This window comes from Streptomyces sp. NPDC030809 (genome assembly GCF_055572195.1).
The window spans coordinates 227,410-247,152 of record NZ_JBVIDV010000007.1; the positions used below are offsets into that span (position 1 = coordinate 227,410).

The 19,743-nt window shown below is 71.9% G+C and carries 16 protein-coding genes, 1 tRNA gene and 1 riboswitch; of the genes, 13 read left to right on the forward strand and 4 right to left on the reverse strand.

Annotated features, from left to right (window positions below; translation table 11 throughout):
• Positions 1–443 precede the first annotated feature (443 nt).
• Positions 444–1,067 carry a SurA N-terminal domain-containing protein gene (locus ACZ407_RS12570; RefSeq protein WP_468127912.1) on the forward strand — a complete coding sequence of 208 codons (624 nt, stop codon included), beginning with the start codon at positions 444–446 and terminating at the stop codon, positions 1,065–1,067.
• A 28-nt stretch (positions 1,068–1,095) separates the two neighbouring features.
• Positions 1,096–2,091, forward strand: a complete 996-nt coding sequence (locus tag ACZ407_RS12575; protein ID WP_468127914.1) for a nucleoside triphosphate pyrophosphohydrolase — start codon at positions 1,096–1,098, stop codon at positions 2,089–2,091.
• A 156-nt stretch (positions 2,092–2,247) separates the two neighbouring features.
• Here ACZ407_RS12575 and ACZ407_RS12580 read toward each other — a convergent pair whose 3' ends face one another.
• Positions 2,248–3,447, reverse strand: a complete 1,200-nt coding sequence (locus tag ACZ407_RS12580) for a globin domain-containing protein (protein ID WP_468127916.1) — start codon at positions 3,445–3,447, stop codon at positions 2,248–2,250.
• Between the two features lie 156 nt (positions 3,448–3,603).
• Here ACZ407_RS12580 and ACZ407_RS12585 point away from each other — a divergent pair, with 156 nt between their 5' ends.
• From ACZ407_RS12585 to ACZ407_RS12625, 9 genes are all read left to right on the forward strand, one after another.
• The gene (locus tag ACZ407_RS12585) at positions 3,604–4,872 is read left to right on the forward strand and encodes a cytochrome P450 family protein (RefSeq protein WP_468127918.1); all 1,269 of its coding nucleotides are present in this window, start codon (positions 3,604–3,606) and stop codon (positions 4,870–4,872) included.
• A 171-nt stretch (positions 4,873–5,043) separates the two neighbouring features.
• Positions 5,044–6,054 (forward strand): LysM peptidoglycan-binding domain-containing protein, encoded by a 1,011-nt coding sequence (locus tag ACZ407_RS12590; protein ID WP_468127919.1) that lies wholly within the window; start codon positions 5,044–5,046, stop codon positions 6,052–6,054.
• A gap of 287 nt (positions 6,055–6,341) precedes the next feature.
• Positions 6,342–6,513: riboswitch (cyclic di-AMP (ydaO/yuaA leader) on the forward strand.
• Between the two features lie 3 nt (positions 6,514–6,516).
• Positions 6,517–7,251 carry a transglycosylase family protein gene (locus ACZ407_RS12595; RefSeq protein WP_468127921.1) on the forward strand — a complete coding sequence of 245 codons (735 nt, stop codon included), beginning with the start codon at positions 6,517–6,519 and terminating at the stop codon, positions 7,249–7,251.
• A gap of 305 nt (positions 7,252–7,556) precedes the next feature.
• Entirely contained in the window at positions 7,557–8,843 is a 1,287-nt protein-coding gene (gene eno, locus ACZ407_RS12600; RefSeq protein WP_399949990.1) for a phosphopyruvate hydratase, read from the forward strand.
• 141 nt (positions 8,844–8,984) lie between these two features.
• A complete protein-coding gene (locus ACZ407_RS12605; RefSeq protein WP_468127922.1) occupies positions 8,985–9,467 on the forward strand; it encodes an FtsB family cell division protein in 483 nt (160 codons plus the stop codon).
• A 52-nt stretch (positions 9,468–9,519) separates the two neighbouring features.
• Positions 9,520–10,077, forward strand: a complete 558-nt coding sequence (locus ACZ407_RS12610) for a DUF501 domain-containing protein (protein ID WP_468127924.1) — start codon at positions 9,520–9,522, stop codon at positions 10,075–10,077.
• Complete coding sequence (locus ACZ407_RS12615) at positions 10,074–11,015, forward strand: Ppx/GppA phosphatase family protein (protein ID WP_468127926.1); 942 nt, start codon at positions 10,074–10,076, stop codon at positions 11,013–11,015. Before ACZ407_RS12610 ends, ACZ407_RS12615 begins: the two co-directional genes overlap by 4 nt.
• A 370-nt stretch (positions 11,016–11,385) precedes the next feature.
• Positions 11,386–12,771, forward strand: a complete 1,386-nt coding sequence (locus ACZ407_RS12620; RefSeq protein WP_468127927.1) for an NAD(P)/FAD-dependent oxidoreductase — start codon at positions 11,386–11,388, stop codon at positions 12,769–12,771.
• A gap of 242 nt (positions 12,772–13,013) precedes the next feature.
• Complete coding sequence (locus ACZ407_RS12625; RefSeq protein ID WP_468127928.1) at positions 13,014–14,327, forward strand: class I SAM-dependent methyltransferase; 1,314 nt, start codon at positions 13,014–13,016, stop codon at positions 14,325–14,327.
• A 68-nt stretch (positions 14,328–14,395) separates the two neighbouring features.
• Here the strand turns inward: ACZ407_RS12625 and ACZ407_RS12630 are convergent, their stop codons facing one another.
• Both ACZ407_RS12630 and ACZ407_RS12635 read right to left on the reverse strand, forming a co-directional pair.
• Positions 14,396–16,939 (reverse strand): ABC transporter permease, encoded by a 2,544-nt coding sequence (locus ACZ407_RS12630; protein ID WP_468127930.1) that lies wholly within the window; start codon positions 16,937–16,939, stop codon positions 14,396–14,398.
• A gap of 53 nt (positions 16,940–16,992) precedes the next feature.
• Positions 16,993–17,754, reverse strand: coding sequence for an ABC transporter ATP-binding protein (locus tag ACZ407_RS12635; protein ID WP_468128050.1), 762 nt, complete (start codon positions 17,752–17,754; stop codon positions 16,993–16,995).
• A gap of 415 nt (positions 17,755–18,169) precedes the next feature.
• On the opposite strand from ACZ407_RS12635, the gene ACZ407_RS12640 reads away from it, so the two are divergent.
• Positions 18,170–18,252: transfer RNA gene (locus tag ACZ407_RS12640), tRNA-Leu, on the forward strand.
• 308 nt (positions 18,253–18,560) lie between these two features.
• Positions 18,561–19,412 (forward strand): Bax inhibitor-1/YccA family protein, encoded by an 852-nt coding sequence (locus ACZ407_RS12645; protein WP_468127932.1) that lies wholly within the window; start codon positions 18,561–18,563, stop codon positions 19,410–19,412.
• Between the two features lie 85 nt (positions 19,413–19,497).
• Here ACZ407_RS12645 and ACZ407_RS12650 read toward each other — a convergent pair whose 3' ends face one another.
• Complete coding sequence (locus ACZ407_RS12650; protein ID WP_468127933.1) at positions 19,498–19,728, reverse strand: DUF4287 domain-containing protein; 231 nt, start codon at positions 19,726–19,728, stop codon at positions 19,498–19,500.
• Between the last annotated feature and the right edge of the window lie 15 nt (positions 19,729–19,743).

The following is a 19,743-nucleotide window of genomic DNA, read 5'->3' on the forward strand; positions in this document are numbered from 1 at the left end:
GGCCCGCCGGGGTTGGCCCCGCCCCGAACCCTGCGGAGCACATTCCAGCCCCTCCGGCGTTTGAGGAGCGGGTCCGGGCGGAGCCCGGTGCCCGGCGCCAGCCGGGTTGCCTTGGGGCTCCGCCCCAAACCCCGCGCCTCAATCGCCGGCGGGGCTGGATTTCCCCCGGCCCGGTGGGCAGCCGACCCTTCCGAGGCTGGATTTCCCCCGGCCCGGTGGGCAGCCGACCCTTCCGGGGCTGGGTTTGCCCCGGCCCGGTGGGCAGCCGAGCCTTCCGGGGCTGGGTTTGCCCCGGCCCGGTGCCCGGCGGCAGCCGGGGTGGCGCACCCTGATGCGGGGGGAATCGTTGGTCGAATCGGTGGCCCGGGCCACAGCGACTGCTTACCATCGATCACCGCAAGGCCTTGTGCACCAAAGCACAATCCTTCTGCCGGGAGGCTCCTTTGCACCGTCGCACAGCGCTCTCCGTCTCCGCCGCCCTGCTCGCGGCGGCCCCCCTCCTCACCGCGTGCTCGGAAGACACCCGGCCCGGCACGGCGGCCGTGGTCGGCGGTGAACGCATCACCATCTCGGCCCTGCAGGCGCAGACCCGGGACGTGCGCGACGCGCAGCACAAGTCCCCCGATGCCGCGCAGCTGATCTCCGACACCTCCGGCCTGGAGAAGTACAAGCTCAACTCCATGATCCAGAGCCGGGTGCTGGACCGGGCCGCCGAGAACGCCGGGATCACCATCAGCACCAAGGAGCTGGAGGACGCCCGCAAGGAGCGGATCCAGCAGTCCGGGGGCGTGGAGCAGTTCCGGGCGCTCGCCCTCCAGAAGGGCGGGCTCGCCCCCGGCCAGATCGACCGGGCCATCCGCGACCAGCTGATCCTGGCCCGGCTGAACCAGAAGTACGGCGAGGGCAAGCTCGCGGGCCCCGCCTCCGCGGCCGCCAAGGAGCTCGGCGTGAAGGTCAACCCGCGCTACGGCTCCTGGGACCCGTCCCAGCTCACCGTGGGTGCGGCCGCCACCCCGTGGATCCGCCAGGTCACCAAGCCGGTGCAGGAGGCACCCGTGGCGGGGTGAGCCCCGCGGCCGGAGGTAGGTTCGAAGCGTGACTGCTTCCGTTCCTTCCGACCTGCCCGAGGACCCCGCCGCCGTCGGCCGCATCGTCCTGCTGACCGCCAGCCACCGGGTCGCCCCCGGCCTGCTGTCCTGGCAGGCCTGGCAGACCCTGCGCACCGCCGACCTGGTGCTGTGCGCCGACCTCGGCCACCCGCAGCTGCCGTACCTGCGGGAGGCCGGTGTGACGGTCGAGCACGCCCGGCCGGACGCGCAGGAGCTCGTGGCGGCCTGCGCCGGCGGGCGCACGGTCGTGGTGGTCCCCGCCGGCGAGGGCGACCGCCGGCTCACCGACGGGCTGGCCCGGCTGGCCGGCTCGGGCCGCCACAGCATGCCCGACCTGGAGCTGCTGCCCGGCTCGTACGACCTGCCCGGCGCCCGGCTCCTCGACCTCGTGCAGGTCATGGACCGGATCCGGCGCGAGTGCCCGTGGTCCTCGCAGCAGACCCACCAGGGCCTGGCGAAGTACGGCATCGAGGAGGCGTACGAGCTCGTCGAGGCCATCGAGGACGGGGACCGCGCCGAGCTGCGCGAGGAGCTCGGCGACGTGCTGCTCCAGGTGGTCTTCCACGCGCGGATCGCCGAGGAGGACCCCGAGGAGCCGTTCTCGGTGGACGACGTGGCCGGGACCCTCGTGGAGAAGCTCGTCCACCGGCACCCGCACGTCTTCGGTGACGCGACCGCCGAGACCCCGGAGGAGGTCAAGGCCCACTGGCTGCGCACCAAGGCGGCGGAGAAGCAGCGCGCGTCGGTGACCGACGGGATCCCGCTGGGTCAGCCCGGACTGGCGCTCGCGGCCAAGCTCGCGGGGCGGGTGCGCAGCGGCGGGGTGCCGGTCGAGCTGCCCGCCGGGGAGGGCATCGGGTACGAGCTGCTGGCGCTGGCGGCGCGCGCGGAGGCCGAGGGGATCGACCCGGAGACGGCGCTGCGGGCGGCCGCCCGGACCTACCGGGACGCGATCCGCGCCGCGGAGGGGCTGGCGGAGTAGCGGGCGGGGACACAGGGTTCCCGGTCCCGCTCGCGGGCGGGTCCCCGCGTGCGGACGGCACGGGCGCCGGCTGTCCCCGTACGGGCCGACCCTGGCGGCGGTCGGCGGTCGGCGGTCGGCGGTGATGCGGTCGGCGGCGGTCGGCCGGGCCCGGCCTCAGTCCTCGTGGCCGGGGGCGGGCGGAGCGCCCGGGGTGCGGGCCGCGGGGTCGTGCCAGTGCGGGACCGGCCGGTTCAGGAACCACTCGCCGAAGCCCAGCGGGCGGGTCCGGTCGGCGCCGACGGCCGGGAGGGCGTCGTGGAAGACCCGGAGCGGGTCGGCGCCCAGCTCCGCCAGGAGCCGCACGGTCTCCTCGACGAACACGGGCGGGCCGCTGACGTAGACGTCCTGCTCGGCCCACCGGGCCCGGTTGCTCAGGGCGGTCGCGAGCCGTTCCGTGGCCTGCTTGCGGTGCCGCCCGGGGGCGGGGGTCACGTAGGTGACGGTCAGCCAGGGGTGCCCGGCCTGCCACGCGTCGATGAGCGGCCGGTCGTAGAGGTGCGCGCCGTCCCGGGCCGCGAGGAACAGCCGTACGTCCTGGCCGTGCGGGCGGCGGACCAGCTCCTCCAGCATGGCCCGCACCGGGGCCCAGCCGGTGCCCGCCGCCACGAAGGTGACCGGCCGGCCCGCCTCGCGGTGCAGGGCCATCGTCCCGCCGGCGGCGCCGAGCCGCAGCAGCTCCCCGGGCTGCGCCTCCTCGACCAGGGCCGTGCTGAGCCGCCCGCGCTTGATGCGGCTGACGTGCAGGTCGAGGGTGTGGTCGGGGCGGGGGGCGTTGCCGAGGGAGTAGGTGCGCCAGGTGCGGGGCACCCGCTCGCTGGTGACGCTCACGTACTGGCCGGGCCGGTGGGGGAGCGGCAGGTGCGGGCGGAGGGTCAGCACCGCGATGTCCTCGCCGTACCGGAGGTGCTGCACGATCTCCGCGTCCCACCAGGGCGGGTCGGCGCTGCGGGCGGCGCCGGCCATCATGGCGTCCGCGATGAGCGAGTACGCCTCGCCCCACGCCTTCTCCACGGCCGGGGTCCAGGCCTCGCCCGAGCATTCCGCGAGCGCGGCCAGCAGGCTGGCGCCGACGGCCGCGTAGTGCTCGGGGCCGGCGAGGAACTTGCGGTGGTCGCGTCCGAGGTCGCGCAGGTACGGGCCGACGGCCTCGTCCCCCAGGTGGGCGACGACGTGGGTGAGCGCGGCGAACAGCCGGTCCCGCTGGCGTTCCATCTCCTCGCCGGACTCCGGGAACATCTCCCGGACCCCCGGGTTGTGCCAGAACAGGTGCGAGTAGAAGTACTTGACCGCGTGCTCGGCCCGTCTCTCCACCACCGCGAAACTTCTTTTCAAGATCCTCACATCCACAGAACCGAAAGTAGGAACGTCGGATCGGCTCAGGTCAAGGTCCGTCCGATCTGCGGACAGCCGTCGCGAACCCGTCATATGGGATGAGCGCGGGCATGCACCCCGGGGGGATACCGTCGGGTGGTGCACGAAGAGAACGCAGCAGCTGGCCCCGCCGGACCCCCGGCCCCCACCCTGTTCGACTGGGAGTTCGCGACCGACCCGTATCCCGCGTACGCCTGGCTGCGCGAGCACTCCCCGGTGCACCGCACCAAGCTGCCCAGCGGGGTCGAGGCCTGGCTCGTCACCCGGTACGCCGACGCCCGCCAGGCTCTCGCCGACCAGCGGCTGAGCAAGAACCCGGCCCACCACGCGGAGCCCGCCCACGCCAAGGGCAAGACCGGCATCCCGGGCGAGCGCAAGGCCGAGCTGATGACCCACCTGCTCAACATCGACCCGCCCGACCACACCCGGCTGCGCCGGCTGGTGTCCAAGGCGTTCACCCCGCGCCGGGTCGCCGAGTTCACCCCCCGGGTGCAGGAGCTGACCGACCACCTCATCGACGGGTTCGCCGCGCGGGGCACGGCGGACCTCATCCACGAGTTCGCCTTCCCCCTCCCCATCTACGCCATCTGCGAGATGCTCGGGGTGCCGCGCGAGGACCAGGACGACTTCCGCGACTGGGCCGGGATGATGATCCGGCACGGGGGCGGCCCGCGCGGCGGGGTGGCCCGCTCGGTCAAGCAGATGCGCAACTACCTGGTCGAGCTGATCCACCGCAAGCGCGACGACCTGGGCGACGACCTCATCTCCGGACTCATCCGGGCGAGCGACCACGGCGAGCACCTGACGGAGAACGAGGCCGCCGCGATGGCCTTCATCCTCCTCTTCGCCGGCTTCGAGACCACGGTCAACCTCATCGGCAACGGGCTGCACTCCCTGTTCATGAACCCCGGCCAGCGCACCCGCCTCCAGGCCTCCCTCGCCGCCGGGGAGACGGAACTGCTGGCCACCGGCGTGGAGGAGCTGCTGCGCTACGACGGCCCCGTGGAGCTGGCCACCTGGCGGTTCGCCACCCGGCCGCTGACCCTCGGCGGGCAGGACATCGCCGCCGGGGACCCGGTGCTCGTGGTGCTCGCGGCCGCCGACCGCGATCCCGAGCGGTTCGCCGCGCCCGACACCCTGGACCTCTCGCGCACCGACAACCAGCACCTCGGGTACGGGCACGGCATCCACTACTGCCTCGGCGCCCCGCTGGCCCGGCTGGAGGGCCAGACCGCACTGGCCACCCTGCTGACCCGCCTGCCGGACCTGCGACTTGACGCGGATCCCGCCGAACTCCGGTGGCGCGGCGGGCTCATCATGCGCGGACTGCGCACGCTGCCCGTCGCGTTCACGCCGTCCGGAGGCTGAAAGCGGAACCCGCCGGAAACTGAACCGGATTCAAGCATTCCTGGACCGTTCTTGACGGACCATCAGGAGTGTGACCTTCGCGTGATCTGCGCTGCATCGACTTGTGACAAACGTTCGAGGCCGGTTAGGTTCGCCGTCGCCCCTTTGCTGTCACGCGAAAGGTCCACAGCCATGCGTTCCGGGAACGGCCGCCACAGACGCCCCCGTCAGGCACCCGCCATCGTCGTCACGGCCGGAGTCACCGGCTCCGCGCTCGCGTTGCCGCTGCTCGCGGCCACCAACGCGTCCGCAGCGGAAGCCGCCACCTGGGACAAGGTCGCCGAGTGCGAGAGCGGCGGCGCCTGGAGCGCAGACTTCGGCAACGCCGCGTACGGCGGGCTCCAGCTCACCCAGCAGATGTGGAAGGACGGCGGCGGGCTGGAGTTCGCCACCCGCCCCGACCTGGCCAGCCGCTCCCAGCAGATAGCCGTCGCCGAGCGGATCCTCGGCAGCGAGGGCCCCGGTGCCTGGCCGCTGTGCGCGGGCCCGGCGGGCCTCACCGGGAAGGGCCCGGCCGCCGACGTGGACCCCGGCTCCGCCGCCTCGCCGCGCCCGGTCTCCCCGGCCCCCGTGCGCCCCGACGAGCGCCCGGCACCCGAGAAGCCGGCGAAGCACGCCAAGCCGGCCACCCCCACCACCCCCGCCACCCCGGGTGCGCCCACCACCCCGGCGACCCCGACCACCCCGGCCGCCCCGGGCACGCCCTCCACCCCGGCCACGCCCGGGACCCCGACGGCCCCCGGTACGCCGGGCACGCCGACGGCTCCCACCACGCCTGCCGCGCCCGGCACTCCGACCGCCCCCGGCGCCCCGGGGGCCACCCCCGAGACCCCTGCGGCGGCCACGCCCGGCGCGGGCGAGGGTTCCGGCCGCCACCGCGGTGCGGCGGCCGACGAGGGCCTGGGCGCGGCGGGCGGCGCCACCGGCTCCGCTGACGCCGCGTCGGACCTCACCGACCCGGCGTCCATCCCGGCCCCCTCGCCCACGTACACCGTGCAGCCCGGGGACAGCCTCTCCGAGATTGCGGACGCCAAGGGCGTGAAGGGCGGCTGGGGCGCGCTGTACAAGGCGAACGAGAAGCTCATCGGCGAGGACGCGGATCTGATCCAGCCGGGCCAGAACCTCGATCTCCGTCAGAAATAGGGGCACTTCGGGCGCGGCTGATGCCCCGTTAAGGGTCGAATGTCCGTATTCGATCAAGTGAGACATGCGTCTCTTCCGCCCAACTGGCCCGGCCCGCCGTGATGATTCCGTAATAAGCGCTCTCACCTGCGCAAACACCCCTGGCGGAGGGGTGGATAGGGGCGGTTTCTCCCCGATGTCCGACCTTGAACATCGGGGAGGCCTCTGCCTACGGTCTGAACCGCTCGCCACCGCGGGCCCCTTCGACCGCATCGCCGAATCCTGCCGGCGGTCCGGAGGGAACAGTCGTCGCGCAAGCGCCGAAGGCAGGAGCGGGGGACCCAAGGTTTGCGCCGGGCCCGGCCGTTGAAAGACGGTCACGGGAACGGCTCGGGGTGAAGCCGCGCGCACCGCGTGCGGCCGGGCAGCTCATCAGCCCGAACCCGACAGCTCACCTCGCAGGCGTCGGTGAGGAGAAGTTCCATGCTGCTTTCCGGCAAGGGCAAGCATCGCCGCCCCACTGCGCTCGACCGGACGACCCGCATCGTGACCCTGGCGGGTGTCACCGGCGCCGCCGTCGCCGCCCCCCTGATGGCCGCCGGCACCGCCAGTGCCGCCACCACCTCCCAGTGGGACGCCGTCGCCCAGTGCGAGTCCGGCGGCAACTGGTCGATCAACACCGGCAACGGCTACTACGGCGGCCTGCAGTTCTCCGCCTCCACCTGGGCCGCCTTCGGCGGTACGGCGTACGCGCCGAACGCCCACCAGGCCACCAAGGCCCAGCAGATCGCCATCGGCGAGAAGGTCCTCGCGGGCCAGGGCAAGGGCGCCTGGCCGAGCTGCGGCGTCGGCCTGACCCGCACCTCCTCCGGCTCCGGCGACACCACCCCGTCGAAGCCCTCGACCTCGAAGCCCTCCTCCTCCGGCTCCTCGAAGTCCTCGGGCTCCGCCGCGTCCTCCGGTTCCTCGAAGTCCGCGTCGAAGAGCCGCGAGGAGTCCGCGCCGACCACCCGCTCCGAGCGCCCCTCCGCCCCCTCCGCGACCCAGGGCTACAAGAAGGGCGACGGCTCGTACGAGGTGAAGCCCGGGGACACCCTCGGCACCATCGCCGCGGCCCACGGGGTCAAGGGCGGCTGGGAGAAGCTCTTCGAGCTCAACAAGGACATCGTCGGCGACGCCGACCTGATCTTCCCGGGCCAGAAGCTGCACCTCTCCTGAGGCCCCGCCGGAGCCCGGCACCGAGCACCCCGGCACCGCCCGGCGCGACCCTCCGTACGCGCCGGGCGGTGTCGTTCGCCCGCCGGTTCCAGCCCCCGGAAGCCCGCCGTCCGCACCCCGGCGCCGGCCCCCGCGGGCCGAATTCAAGAGTCCTATGTCCCGTAACAGGGGTATTCGGACCCTTTTTCGTCCCAGGACCCGGGCGGTCGGCCGGCCGAGTGCCCGGATCCGGTTAGGCTCTAGGCGGCAAGGCCACCGCAAGGCCTCCGTGCCACCGCACACCCAGCGTCACATCCCAGAAGGAGATGCTCGTGCCGTCCATCGACGTCGTCGTAGCCCGGGAAATCCTGGACTCCCGAGGCAACCCCACGGTCGAGGTCGAGGTGGGCCTCGACGACGGCAGCACCGGCCGTGCTGCCGTTCCGTCCGGCGCCTCCACCGGTGCCTTCGAGGCCATCGAGCTCCGTGACGGCGACCCCAACCGCTACATGGGCAAGGGTGTCGAGAAGGCCGTCCTCGCCGTCATCGAGCAGATCGGCCCGGAGCTCGTCGGCTACGACGCCACCGAGCAGCGCCTGATCGACCAGGCCATGTTCGACCTGGACGCCACCGACAACAAGGGCTCCCTCGGCGCCAACGCCATCCTGGGCGTCTCCCTGGCCGTGGCCCACGCCGCGTCCGAGGCCTCGGACCTGCCGCTGTTCCGCTACCTCGGCGGCCCGAACGCGCACCTGCTGCCCGTTCCGATGATGAACATCCTCAACGGCGGGTCGCACGCCGACTCCAACGTGGACATCCAGGAGTTCATGATCGCGCCGATCGGCGCCGAGTCCTTCTCCGAGGCCCTGCGCTGGGGTGCCGAGGTCTACCACACCCTCAAGAAGGTCCTGCACTCCAAGGGCCTCTCCACCGGCCTGGGCGACGAGGGCGGCTTCGCCCCGAACCTGGAGTCGAACCGCGCCGCGCTCGACCTCATCGTCGAGGCCATCAAGCAGGCCGGCTACACCCCGGGCAAGGACATCGCGCTCGCGCTCGACGTCGCCGCGTCCGAGTTCTACAAGGACGGCAAGTACGAGTTCGAGGGCCAGTCCCGCTCGGCCGCCGAGATGACCGAGTACTACGAGGGCCTCGTCGACGCCTACCCGCTCGTCTCCATCGAGGACCCGCTCTTCGAGGACGACTGGGCCGGCTGGAAGGTCATCACCGACAAGCTGGGCTCCCGCGTCCAGATCGTCGGCGACGACCTGTTCGTCACCAACCCCGAGCGCCTCGCCCGCGGCATCGAGGAGGGCTCCGCCAACGCCCTGCTCGTGAAGGTGAACCAGATCGGTTCGCTCACCGAGACCCTCGACGCCGTCGAGATGGCCCAGCGCAACGGCTTCAAGTGCATGATGTCGCACCGCTCCGGCGAGACCGAGGACGTCACCATCGCCGACCTCGCCGTCGCCGTGAACTGCGGCCAGATCAAGACCGGCGCCCCGGCCCGCTCGGACCGCGTCGCCAAGTACAACCAGCTGCTGCGCATCGAGGAGATCCTCGACGACGCCGCCGTCTACGCCGGCCGCAGCGCCTTCCCGCGCTTCAAGGGCTGATCACCCCCGCGCGGCTCCGGCTCCGCGCTTTGCATCCAAAGAAACGAATAAGGAGCAAAGCCGCAGCGTAGCGAAGCGTCCCCGCCCCCGGTCCCGTACCGTGTGCGGGGACGTACGCGTGTAGGAGAGGGGAGGCGGAACATGGCCGGGAACCGGGACCGGTTCTCCACCGCAACCAGGCTCAAGCAGCTCGGGGAGCGGACCGCCGCCCACGTCTACCGCTCGCAGTCCCGCCGCCAGGTCCGGCGCAGCCGCCTGACCGGCCGGGCCGCCCTGCTCGCCCTGGTGCTCTGCACCCTGATCGTCGCCCTCGCGTACCCGATGCGCCAGTACGTCTCCCAGCGCTCGGACATCACGGAGCAGCAGCGCACCGCCGACGAGGCGCGCCAGCGCCTGGAGGAGCTGCGCGACGAGAAGGCCCGCTGGCAGGACCCGGCCTATGTGGAACAGCAGGCGCGCAGGCACCTGCACTACGTGCGGCCCGGGGAGGTCGGTTACACCGTCGTCGACCCCGAGGCCGCGGAAGAGGCACGCCGCCGCGCCGGGGAAGGCGCCGGCGACCGCCCCTGGTACTCCAACGTCTGGGACGGCGTCGACAAGGCCGACCGCCCCGACGACGACTGAGCCCGTCCGACCGAAACCGTCGGACCCCGAAAGAAGAGACTTCACAGCAGGCATGGAAACGCCCCCGCCCCAGACCGACCGGACCGAGCCGACGGCCGCCGACATCGAAGCGTTCCAGCAGCAGCTCGGCCGCCCGCCGCGCGGCCTGCGGGCCATCGCGCACCGCTGCCCCTGCGGGCAGCCGGACGTGGTCGAGACGGCCCCGCGGCTCCCGGACGGCACCCCGTTCCCCACCCTGTACTACCTGACCTGCCCGCGCGCCGCCTCCGCCATCGGCACCCTGGAGGCCAACGGCGTGATGAAGGAGATGCAGGCCCGGCTCGGCACCGACCCGGAGCTCGCCGCCGCCTACCGCGCCGCGCACGAGGACTACATCCGGCGCCGCGACGAGATCGAGGTGCTCCAGGGCTTCCCCAGCGCGGGCGGCATGCCCGACCGGGTCAAGTGCCTGCACGTGCTCGTCGGCCACTCGCTGGCGGCCGGCCCGGGCGTGAACCCGCTGGGCGACGAGGCCATCGCGATGCTCCCCGAGTGGTGGGCCAAGGGCGCCTGCGTCACCCCGTGCACCGACGGGGCGGCGGCTCCGGAGACCGGGGAGGGGTCCGCGTGACCCGGGTCGCGGCCGTCGACTGCGGCACCAACTCCATCCGCCTGCTGGTCGCCGACTGCGACCCGGCCACCGGCGAGCTGACCGAGCTGGACCGGCGGATGACCATCGTCCGGCTGGGCCAGGGCGTGGACCAGACCGGCCGGCTGGCCCCCGAGGCGCTGGAGCGCACCTTCGCGGCCTGCGGCGCGTACGCCGAAGTGATCAAGGAGCTGGGTGCGGAGCGGCTGCGGTTCGTGGCCACTTCCGCCTCCCGGGACGCCGAGAACCGCGAGGAGTTCGTCGCGGGGGTGCTCGGCATCCTGGGCGTCGAGCCGGAGGTCATCACCGGCGAGCAGGAGGCGGAGTTCTCCTTCACCGGGGCCACCCGGGAGCTGGCCGGTGCCGACCACCTGGAGAAGCCCTTCCTGGTCGTGGACATCGGCGGCGGCTCCACGGAGTTCGTGGTCGGCGAGGAGCACGTCCGGGCCGCCCGTTCCGTGGACGTCGGCTGCGTCCGGATGACCGAGCGCCACCTCGTCGTGGACGGGGCCGTGACCGACCCGCCGACCCCGGTGCAGATCGCCGCGATCCGCGCCGACATCGAGGCCGCGCTGGACCTGGCGGCCGAGACCGTCCCGCTGGGGGAGGCCCGCACCCTCGTCGGCCTGGCCGGCTCCGTGACCACGGTGGCCGGCATCGCCCTGGGCCTGCCGGAGTACGACTCCTCGGCGATCCACCACTCCCGGATCCCGTACGAGACCGTCCGCGAGGTCACCGAGCGGATGCTGACGTCCACGCACGACGAGCGCGCGCGGATCGGTGTCATGCACCCCGGCCGGACCGACGTGATCGGGGCCGGTGCGCTGGTCCTGCTGGCCGTCATGGAGCGCATCGGCGCCCGTGAGGTGGTCGTCTCCGAACACGACATTCTGGACGGAATCGCCTGGTCCATCGCCTGACCGGGGGGTGGCGGCGGGACTTTGGTCCCGCCGCCCGGAGAAAGTTCGTGAAGTTCTTCACAAGAGATTCGGGTCCGCGGCCGCCGCGGAAGGGCACTTCGAAGCCCTTTCGGGGTCCACGGACCCGTTTTGTTTGATCGATGAGTGCTTCGGGTTTCGTATCAGAGGTAACGACGAACCCTGTGGTTCAGACCCTTCGGAAGCTTCCAGGCCAGTTCAGGACGGGTGAACAACGAGTTCCGTCACCCCGTGGTTCCCGGAGCGGACCATGACCTGGGTCACGTGGGCGGCGCAGTGTAGCAGAGGGTCCTTCGGTTCTTGTGAAGGGGCTCACGAGCGACCCCCCGCCGGGTGCTGGATACTCGATGGCATGAGCACCACGGAGCGTCCCAGGATCCTCGTAGTAGGCGGTGGGTACGTAGGCCTGTACGCAGCCAAGCGCATCATGAAGAAGATGCGCTACGGCGAGGCGACCGTCACGGTCGTCGACCCGCGGTCGTACATGACCTACCAGCCCTTCCTCCCCGAAGTCGCCGCCGGCAGCATCTCGCCCCGGCACGTTGTCGTCCCGCTGCGACGCGTGCTTCCCAAGGCCGAGGTCCTCACCGGCCGGGTCACCAGCATCGACCAGGACCGCAAGGTCGCCGTCGTCACGCCGCTCGTCGGCGAGGCGTACGAGCTGCCCTTCGACTACCTGGTGATCGCGCTCGGCGCCATCTCCCGCACCTTCCCGATCCCCGGCCTCGCCGAGCAGGGCATCGGCATGAAGGGCGTGGAAGAGGGCATCGGCCTGCGCAACCACGTCCTCGAGCAGCTCGACAAGGCCGAGTCCACGACGGACGAGAACGTCCGCCGCAAGGCCCTCACCTTCGTCTTCGTCGGCGGCGGCTTCGCCGGTGCCGAGACGATCGGCGAGGTCGAGGACATGGCCCGCGACGCCGCGAAGTACTACACCAACGTGAAGCGCGAGGACATGCGCTTCATCCTGGTGGACGCCGCCGACAAGATCCTCCCCGAGGTCGGCCCGAAGCTGGGCACCTGGGGCAAGGAGCACCTCGAGTCCCGCGGCATCGAGATCTACCTCAGCACCTCCATGGACTCCTGCGTGGACGGCCACGTGGTGCTGAAGAACGGCCTCGAGGTCGACTCCAACACCATCGTGTGGACCGCCGGCGTCAAGCCGAACCCGGCCCTGGCCCGCTACGGCCTGCCGCTGGGCCCGCGCGGCCACGTGGACACCGCCGCCACCCTCCAGGTGCAGGGCACCGACTACATCTGGGCCGCGGGCGACAACGCCCAGGTCCCGGACCTCGTCGGCCGCAAGGCGGGCAACGAGAACGCCTGGTGCCCGCCGAACGCCCAGCACGCGCTGCGCCAGGCCAAGGTCCTCGGCGACAACGTGGTCTCCGGCATGCGGGGCTTCCCGCAGAAGGAGTACAGCCACGCCAACAAGGGCGCGGTGGCGGGCCTCGGCCTGCACAAGGGCGTGGCGATGATCGTCATGGGCAAGATGAAGATCAAGCTCAAGGGCCGGCTCGCCTGGTACATGCACCGTGGCTACCACGGCATGGCCATGCCGACCTGGAACCGCAAGATCCGCGTCTTCGCCGACTGGACCCTCGGCATGTTCCTCAAGCGCGAGGTCGTCTCCCTCGGTGCGCTGGAGACCCCCCGCGAGGAGTTCTACGAGGCCGCCAAGCCGGCCCCGGTCGCGGCGGCCCCCGCCGAGAAGGCCGAGAAGGCCAAGGCTTCCTGAGCCGGCCGACCGGGCTCCGGTCCGGCTCCGGCCGGTCCTGAACCAGCGTCCCCGAAGGGGCCGCCCGCCATCCGTGGTGCGGGCGGCCCCTTCGGCGTTCCCCGGGCGCTCCCCCGCGGGTTCGCCCGGCTTCCCCCCGGGTTCCCGCGGGTCCCACCGGGTTCCCTCCGGCGTGTCCGCGCCGATTGTGGGGGCAGGCGCCGGGGTAGGCCGGTTGGTTGAGCCTTCTGGAGGTGTTCGCCATGACCGACGCCGCTCCGCGGCTGACCGCACTCGCCGAGACCCTGCTCGGCTCACCCCTGCCGCTCCGCATCCGGGCCTGGGACGGCAGCGAGTCCGGGCCGCCGGGGGCGCCGGTCCTCGTCATCCGCCACCGCCGCGCGCTGCGCCGGCTGCTGTGGAAGCCGGGCGAGCTGGGGCTGGCGCGGGGCTGGGTCGCCGGGGAACTGGACGCCGACGGGGACCTCTACGGGCTGCTCGACGCCCTCGCCGGGCTGCTGTGGGAGCGCGACCCGGCGGCCGCGGACGGCAGCGGCAGCGGCACCGGCCCCGCCCGGCTGCGCGACCCGGCCGTGCGGTCCGCCGCCCTGGAGCTCGTACGCATCGCCCGGCCCTGGCCGAAGCCCGCGCCACCGCCGGAGGAGGCCGTGCGGCGCACCGGGTCCGCGCACACCCGGCGCCGCGACCGGCAGGCCGTCAGCCACCACTACGACGTGGGCAACGACTTCTACGAGCGGCTCCTTGGCCCCTCCATGGTCTACTCGTGCGCCTACTGGCGGCCCGGGCACACCCTGGAGCAGGCCCAGCACGACAAGCTGGACCTGGTCTGCCGCAAACTCGCCCTCGCCGAAGGCGGCCGGCTGCTCGACGTGGGCTGCGGCTGGGGCTCCATGGCCCTGCACGCGGCCCGGACGTACGGGGTCCGCGTCACCGGCGTCACCCTCTCCCGGGAGCAGGCCCTGTACGCCCGCAAGCGGGTCGCCGAGGAGGGGCTGGCGGACCGCGTCGAGATCCGCGTCCAGGACTACCGCGACGTCAAGGACGGCCCGTACGACGCGATTTCGTCCATCGGCATGGCCGAACACGTGGGGGCCGCGCGGTACCGGCAGTACGCCCGGACCCTGTTCGCCCTGCTGCGGCCCGGCGGACGGCTGCTGAACCACCAGATCGCCCGGCCCCCGGAGCCCGAGGAGGCGGAGTACCGGATCGACGAGTTCATCGACGCGTACGTGTTCCCCGACGGGGAGCTGTCCCCGCTGGGCACCACCGTCGGCGAGCTGGAGCGGGCCGGCTTCGAGGTCCGGGACGTCGAATCGCTGCGCGAGCACTACGGGCTGACCCTGCGGGCCTGGGTGGACCGGCTGGAGGAGCACTGGGAGGAGGCCGTACGCCTCACCTCGCCGGGCCGGGCCCGGGTCTGGCAGCTCTACATGGCGGCCTCGGCCCTGGGCTTCGAGCACGGGCGGCTGGGCGTCAACCAGGTGCTGGCGGTGCGGCCGGGGGAGCGCGGGGCCTCGGGACTGCCGCTGCGCACCCGGGACTGGCCGGCGGCCTGAGGGCGTACGGAAGGGGCCCCGCGGCACGACGGCCGCGGGGCCCCTCCGGTCGGGCACCTGCCCTGCTGCTACTCGGTCTTGATGGCGGTCAGCATGTTCAGCCGGGCCGCGCTGCGCGCCGGCCACATGGCGGCGAGCACGCCCACCAGGGCGGCGAGCACCAGGAAGATGCCGATCCGGTCGAACGGGATCACGAGCGCGTACTCGGGGATCGAGTTCTTGATCGTCTGGCCGATGGCCCAGGCGAGGAAGGTGCCGAGGCCGACGCCGATGACCGCGCCGAAGAGGGAGATGGCCACGGCCTCCAGGCGGATCATGTTCTTGACCCGGGCCCGGTCGAGGCCGATCGCCCGCAGCATGCCGATCTCCTGCTGGCGCTCGAACACCGACATGGCGAGGGTGTTGACGACGCCGAGGATGGCGATCAGCAGGGCCATGCCGAGCAGGCCGTACATGATGTTCAGCATCATGTTGATGATGCCGCCGAAGGTGTTCCGGATGTCGGTCTGGTCCTGGACGCTGATGGCCGGGTTGCTGCCGAGGGCGTCCACGATCTTCTGCTCGTTGGCCGCGGACTCGCCGCCGTCCATCTTGACGAAGACCTGGCGGATGTCGGAGCGTTCGCCGTTCGCGTGCCGGTCCAGGATCTTGGCGTCGAGGACGTACGGGGAGACGAACTCGTTCTCCTTGTAGACCGCGCCGACGGTCAGCGTCTCCTTCTTGCCGTCGTCGAACTTGGCCTCGACGGTCTTGCCGACGGTCAGGCCGGCCTTCTTCGCGGTGGTGTCGGCGACCGCCACCTTGCCCTCGGCCAGGGAGGCCGTGGAGCCGCTCAGGACCTCCAGGTCCAGCAGCTGGTCGATGCCCTTCGGGTTGACGCCCGAGGCGGAGTGGAAGAGGTCGTCGCCGGTCTTGAAGTAGCCGGCCTGCTGCGGGCTGACGGCGGTGACCCCGGGGGCCTTCTCCAGCGCCGGGAGGACCGACTTGTCGAGGCTGTCGCCGCTGGCCATGGTGACCATGTAGTCGGCCTTGATCACGTCGGTGGTCATGCGGTCGACGGCCTTGCCGACGGTGACGCCGAGCACGGTGAGGCCGGTGACCAGGGTCAGGCCGATGGCGAGCGAGGCGGCGGTGACGCCGGTGCGGCGCGGGTTGCGCACCGCGTTCTGCGCGGCGAGCTTGCCCGCCACGCCGAACACCCGCTGGAGCAGCGGCCGGACGGCGGCGATGAACGGCCGGGACAGCATCGGGATCAGGATGATGATGCCGATGAGGGCGAAGAAGGCGCCGAAGCCGATGGTGATGCGGCCGTCGGACCCCATGCCGGCGCCGGCGGCGACCGCGGCCAGGCCGATCAGGGTGAGGACGCCGCCGATGCTGTTGCGCACGACGAGGGACTTGGCGGTGGCGGGCAGGTGGGCGCTGCCCATGGCGGCGACCGGGGCGATCTTCGCGGTGCGGCGGGCCGGCAGCCAGGCGGCGAGCATCGTGACGAGGATGCCGATGACCAGCGCGGTCACGATGGTGCCCGGGGCGATGACCAGCGGGCCGTCCGGGATCTTCGCGCCGAAGGAGCCCATGGCCGAACGCAGGCCGATGGCGAGGCCGATGCCGGCCACGAGGCCGATCGCGGAGGAGACCACGCCGACCACGAAGGCCTCGGTGAGCACCGAGCGCTTGACCTGGCGGCGGGAGGCGCCGACGGCGCGCAGCAGCGCGAGCTCCTTGGTGCGCTGGGCGACCAGCATGGTGAACGTGTTGTAGATCAGGAAGATGCCGACGAAGAGCGCGATGGCGGCGAAGGCCAGCAGCACCTGGTTCATGCCGCTCATGCCCTGCTCGATGTCCTTGGCGTTGCGCTCGGCGAGCGCCTTGCCGGTCTCGGCCGTGGCCTGCTCGCCGACCAGCGGCTTGACCTCGGAGAGCAGCTTGTCCGCGGTGGCGCCGGGGGCGGCGGCGATGGAGAGCTCGGTGTAGTAGCCGGGCTTGAGGTACAGCTTCTGCGCGGTCGCCTGCTCGAACAGCACCAGGCTGCCGCCGGCGTTGACCTGGCCGTCCTCGGTGGTGAACACACCGGCGAGGGTGTACTCCTTCACCGGGCCGTTGGTGGCCACGCGGACCTTGTCGCCGACCTTGTAGCCGCCCTTGGAGGCGGTCTCCTCGTCGAGGGCGATCCGGCCGGGCTGCACCGGGCCGTTGCCCTGGGTGAAGTGGTAGCGCGGGTCCTTGCCGTCCTTGACGGGGGCGAAGTTGGAGCCGCTGTTGGCCCAGCCGTTGCCGATCAGCTTGCCCTTGGCGTCGGCGACGCCGGCGAAGCCCTGGACCCGGCCGGCGACCGAGTCCACGCCGTCCAGTGCGGCGATCTTGTCGAAGGTCTTCTGGCTGATGCCGGGCTCGGACTTCCTGCCGTTCTCCTCGCGGGTGCCGTAGGAGGTGACGGAGACGGCGACGCCGTCGTAGCTCTTGGCGGACTGGCTGCTGAGGGCCTTGCCGAGGGTGTCGGTGAAGACGAGGGTGCCGGAGACGAAGGCGACGCCGAGCATGACGGCGAGCACCGTCATGATCAGCCTGGCCTTGTGCGCGAGTACGTTGCGCAGCGCGGTACGGAACATGGTGGAGGAGTCCAGAAGTCGAGGTGGGCCGGGGCGCGGGAGGGGGCGGTGCCTCAGCTGGTGCGGCCCTTGGCGTCGAAGGCCTTCATGCGGTCGAGCACGCCGTCGGCGGTCGGGCGGTACATCTCGTCGACGATCCGGCCGTCGGCGAGGAAGATGACGCGGTCGGCGTAGGAGGCGGCGACCGGGTCGTGGGTGACCATGACGACGGTCTGGCCGAGTTCGCGCACGGAGTTGCGCAGGAAGCCGAGGACCTCCGCGCCGGAGCGGGAGTCGAGGTTTCCGGTGGGCTCGTCACCGAAGATGATCTCGGGCTTGGAGGCCAGGGCGCGGGCGACCGCCACGCGCTGCTGCTGGCCGCCGGAGAGCTGGGTGGGGCGGTGGGAGAGGCGGCCGGAGAGGCCGACCATCTCGATGACCTTGTCCAGCCACTGCTTGTCGGCCTTGCGGCCGGCGATGTCCATGGGGAGGGTGATGTTCTCCAGGGCGGTCAGGGTGGGCAGCAGGTTGAACGCCTGGAAGATGAAACCGATCTTGTCCCGGCGGAGCTGGGTGAGCTGCTTGTCCTTGAGCGAGCCGAGCTCGGTCTCGCCGATGCGCACCGAGCCGGCGGAGAAGGTGTCCAGGCCGGCCACGCAGTGCATCAGCGTGGACTTGCCGGAACCGGACGGGCCCATGATCGCGGTGAACTGCCCCTGGACGAAGTCCACGGAGACGTTGTCGAGGGCGACCACCTGGGTCTCGCCCTGGCCGTACACCTTGGAGAGCTGAGTGGCGCGGGCGGCCACGGCCGTGGTGTTGGGGGCGAAGTTCATGGTGGTCACGGGGGACTCCTGTCAGGGGCCGGTCGGTCTGCGGGACGTTTTCCATCGTCGCCGCCGGAATCCGGCCGGGGATCCACCGGCGAGCCCGTTCTCCGGACCCACTCGAGTCTGACCGGAGGGGCCCCGCCTCCTCCTTTGGTATGACGCCGTCCCCGGGCGGCGGGCCGCGGGAAGGGGGGTGGCGGGGGGTGGCGGGGGTGGCGCGGCGCGGCCGTCGAATTCCCGTCAATCCCTTGTGGACCTTGAGGGCGGCACGCAGGGGGCCCACCGTGGCTTCTGGTGTCTGACACACCCTCAAGCCTCAATAAAATCAGACAACATCAGAACGATCTTCCCCGGATGGCGGGGTCGTTCCGGATAGGCTCACCATGCGTTCTCAGCTGCTTCTCGCGGAGCCGCCCGCCTTGCCCGGATGGTGGAATGGCAGACACGGCGAGCTTAAACCTCGCTGGCCCTAGGGCCGTGCCGGTTCAAGTCCGGCTCCGGGCACGCTCCGCCCTCCTGGCGGGCCTTTTCCGACCGCCCCCCTTCCCGTGCACCTCGCCTCGGCCGCCCCGGCGCACCTTGCCCCGGGCCGCCCCGGCGCACATCGCGGCGCAGACCCCGGCGCACACCACGGCGCGGTCCCGGCGCGTGCCACAGCGCGGTCCCGGCGCGCGCCACGGCGCGGTCCCGGCGCGCGCCCCGGCTCCGCCGAATACCGAATGAAAAGATCCTCCCTGAGCAGTAGGGTGCTTTCTTTGCTAACGCATTACTCTTGAACGCAAGGCCGCGCACGGTGGCCATGGAGGAGTGAGATGAGGAGCAGCAACCCGGTCTTCTCGCGACGGGGGTTCAGCCGCGACAACGGCTACGCGGGCTTTGACGCGCAGCAGGTGCAGGCCGGGACCGCGACCAACCCTTACGCGACCAACCCGTACGCCACGGACCCGCAGACCGGCATGCCGGCCGCGCCCGCCCGCGGCAATGTGATGACGATCGACGACGTCGTGAGCCGCACGGCCATGACGCTCGGCACCGTCGTCCTGACGGCGGTCCTGTCCTGGGTCCTCCTGCCGGTGGACCCGGCCAACGTCAACAAGTCGTACGGCATCGCGGTCGGCGCGGCGCTCGTCGCGTTCGTGCTGGCGATGGTGCAGAGCTTCAAGCGCAAGCCGGTGCCCGCGCTGATCCTGGGCTACGCCGCGTTCGAGGGCGTGTTCCTCGGCGTCATCAGCTCCGCGACCAGCACCTACATCAGCGCCGGGGTGGTCGTCCAGGCCGTCCTGGGCACGATGTGCGTGTTCGCGGGCGTGCTGTTCGCGTACAAGATGCGCTGGATCCGCGTGAACCGCCGCTTCTACGGCTTCGTCATGGCCGCCGCCATGGGCTTCATGCTCCTGATGGTCGCCAACCTGCTGTTCTCCGTCTTCGGCGGCGGTGACGGCCTCGGCTTCCGCAGCGGCGGCCTCGGCATCGTGTTCGGCATCATCGGCGTCATCCTCGGCGCCGCGTTCCTCGCCCTCGACTTCAAGCAGGTCGAGGACGGCGTGACGTACGGCGCCCCGCGCGAGGAGTCCTGGCTGGCGGCCTTCGGCCTCACCATGACCCTGGTGTGGATCTACCTGGAGCTGCTGCGCCTGTTCCAGATCCTCTCCGGCGACGACTAGCCGGACCGGACGCACCCGACATGAGGAAGGCCCCCGCGGGCGGTGCTCGCGGGGGCCTTCCCCCTGCCCGGGGAGGGGGCGTGCGTCAGCCCCGGCGGCGGGCGGCGCGGCGGAGGTCGTACTCGTGGATGATCGCCTTGGCCTGGCCGTACGAGAGCTCGTGCGCCCCGCGGAGCCAGCTGACCTTTTCCTCGAACCGGATGAGGGAAGGGCCGTCGTCCACTTCCCTCAGCCAGTCGGAGACTTCACGACCGGTCGTCGTCGGGATTCGGGAGATCATGTTCCGGTGGGTTTCCTCGGAGAACTCTACGGACATGGGCGCCTCCGGACG

Excerpts from the sequence above, each read along its gene's own strand:
- ACZ407_RS12590 (WP_468127919.1), top strand. The coding sequence starts at position 5,044 with ATGCGTTCCGGGAACGGCCGCCACAGACGCCCCCGTCAGGCACCCGCC.
- ACZ407_RS12595 (WP_468127921.1), top strand. The coding sequence starts at position 6,517 with ATGCTGCTTTCCGGCAAGGGCAAGCATCGCCGCCCCACTGCGCTCGAC.
- eno (WP_399949990.1), top strand. The coding sequence starts at position 7,557 with ATGCTCGTGCCGTCCATCGACGTCGTCGTAGCCCGGGAAATCCTGGAC.
- ACZ407_RS12605 (WP_468127922.1), top strand. The coding sequence starts at position 8,985 with ATGGCCGGGAACCGGGACCGGTTCTCCACCGCAACCAGGCTCAAGCAG.
- ACZ407_RS12610 (WP_468127924.1), top strand. The coding sequence starts at position 9,520 with ATGGAAACGCCCCCGCCCCAGACCGACCGGACCGAGCCGACGGCCGCC.
- ACZ407_RS12620 (WP_468127927.1), top strand. The coding sequence starts at position 11,386 with ATGAGCACCACGGAGCGTCCCAGGATCCTCGTAGTAGGCGGTGGGTAC.
- ACZ407_RS12625 (WP_468127928.1), top strand. The coding sequence starts at position 13,014 with ATGACCGACGCCGCTCCGCGGCTGACCGCACTCGCCGAGACCCTGCTC.
- ACZ407_RS12630 (WP_468127930.1), bottom strand. The coding sequence starts at position 16,939 with ATGTTCCGTACCGCGCTGCGCAACGTACTCGCGCACAAGGCCAGGCTG.
- ACZ407_RS12635 (WP_468128050.1), bottom strand. The coding sequence starts at position 17,754 with ATGAACTTCGCCCCCAACACCACGGCCGTGGCCGCCCGCGCCACTCAG.
- ACZ407_RS12645 (WP_468127932.1), top strand. The coding sequence starts at position 18,561 with ATGAGGAGCAGCAACCCGGTCTTCTCGCGACGGGGGTTCAGCCGCGAC.
- ACZ407_RS12650 (WP_468127933.1), bottom strand. The coding sequence starts at position 19,728 with ATGTCCGTAGAGTTCTCCGAGGAAACCCACCGGAACATGATCTCCCGA.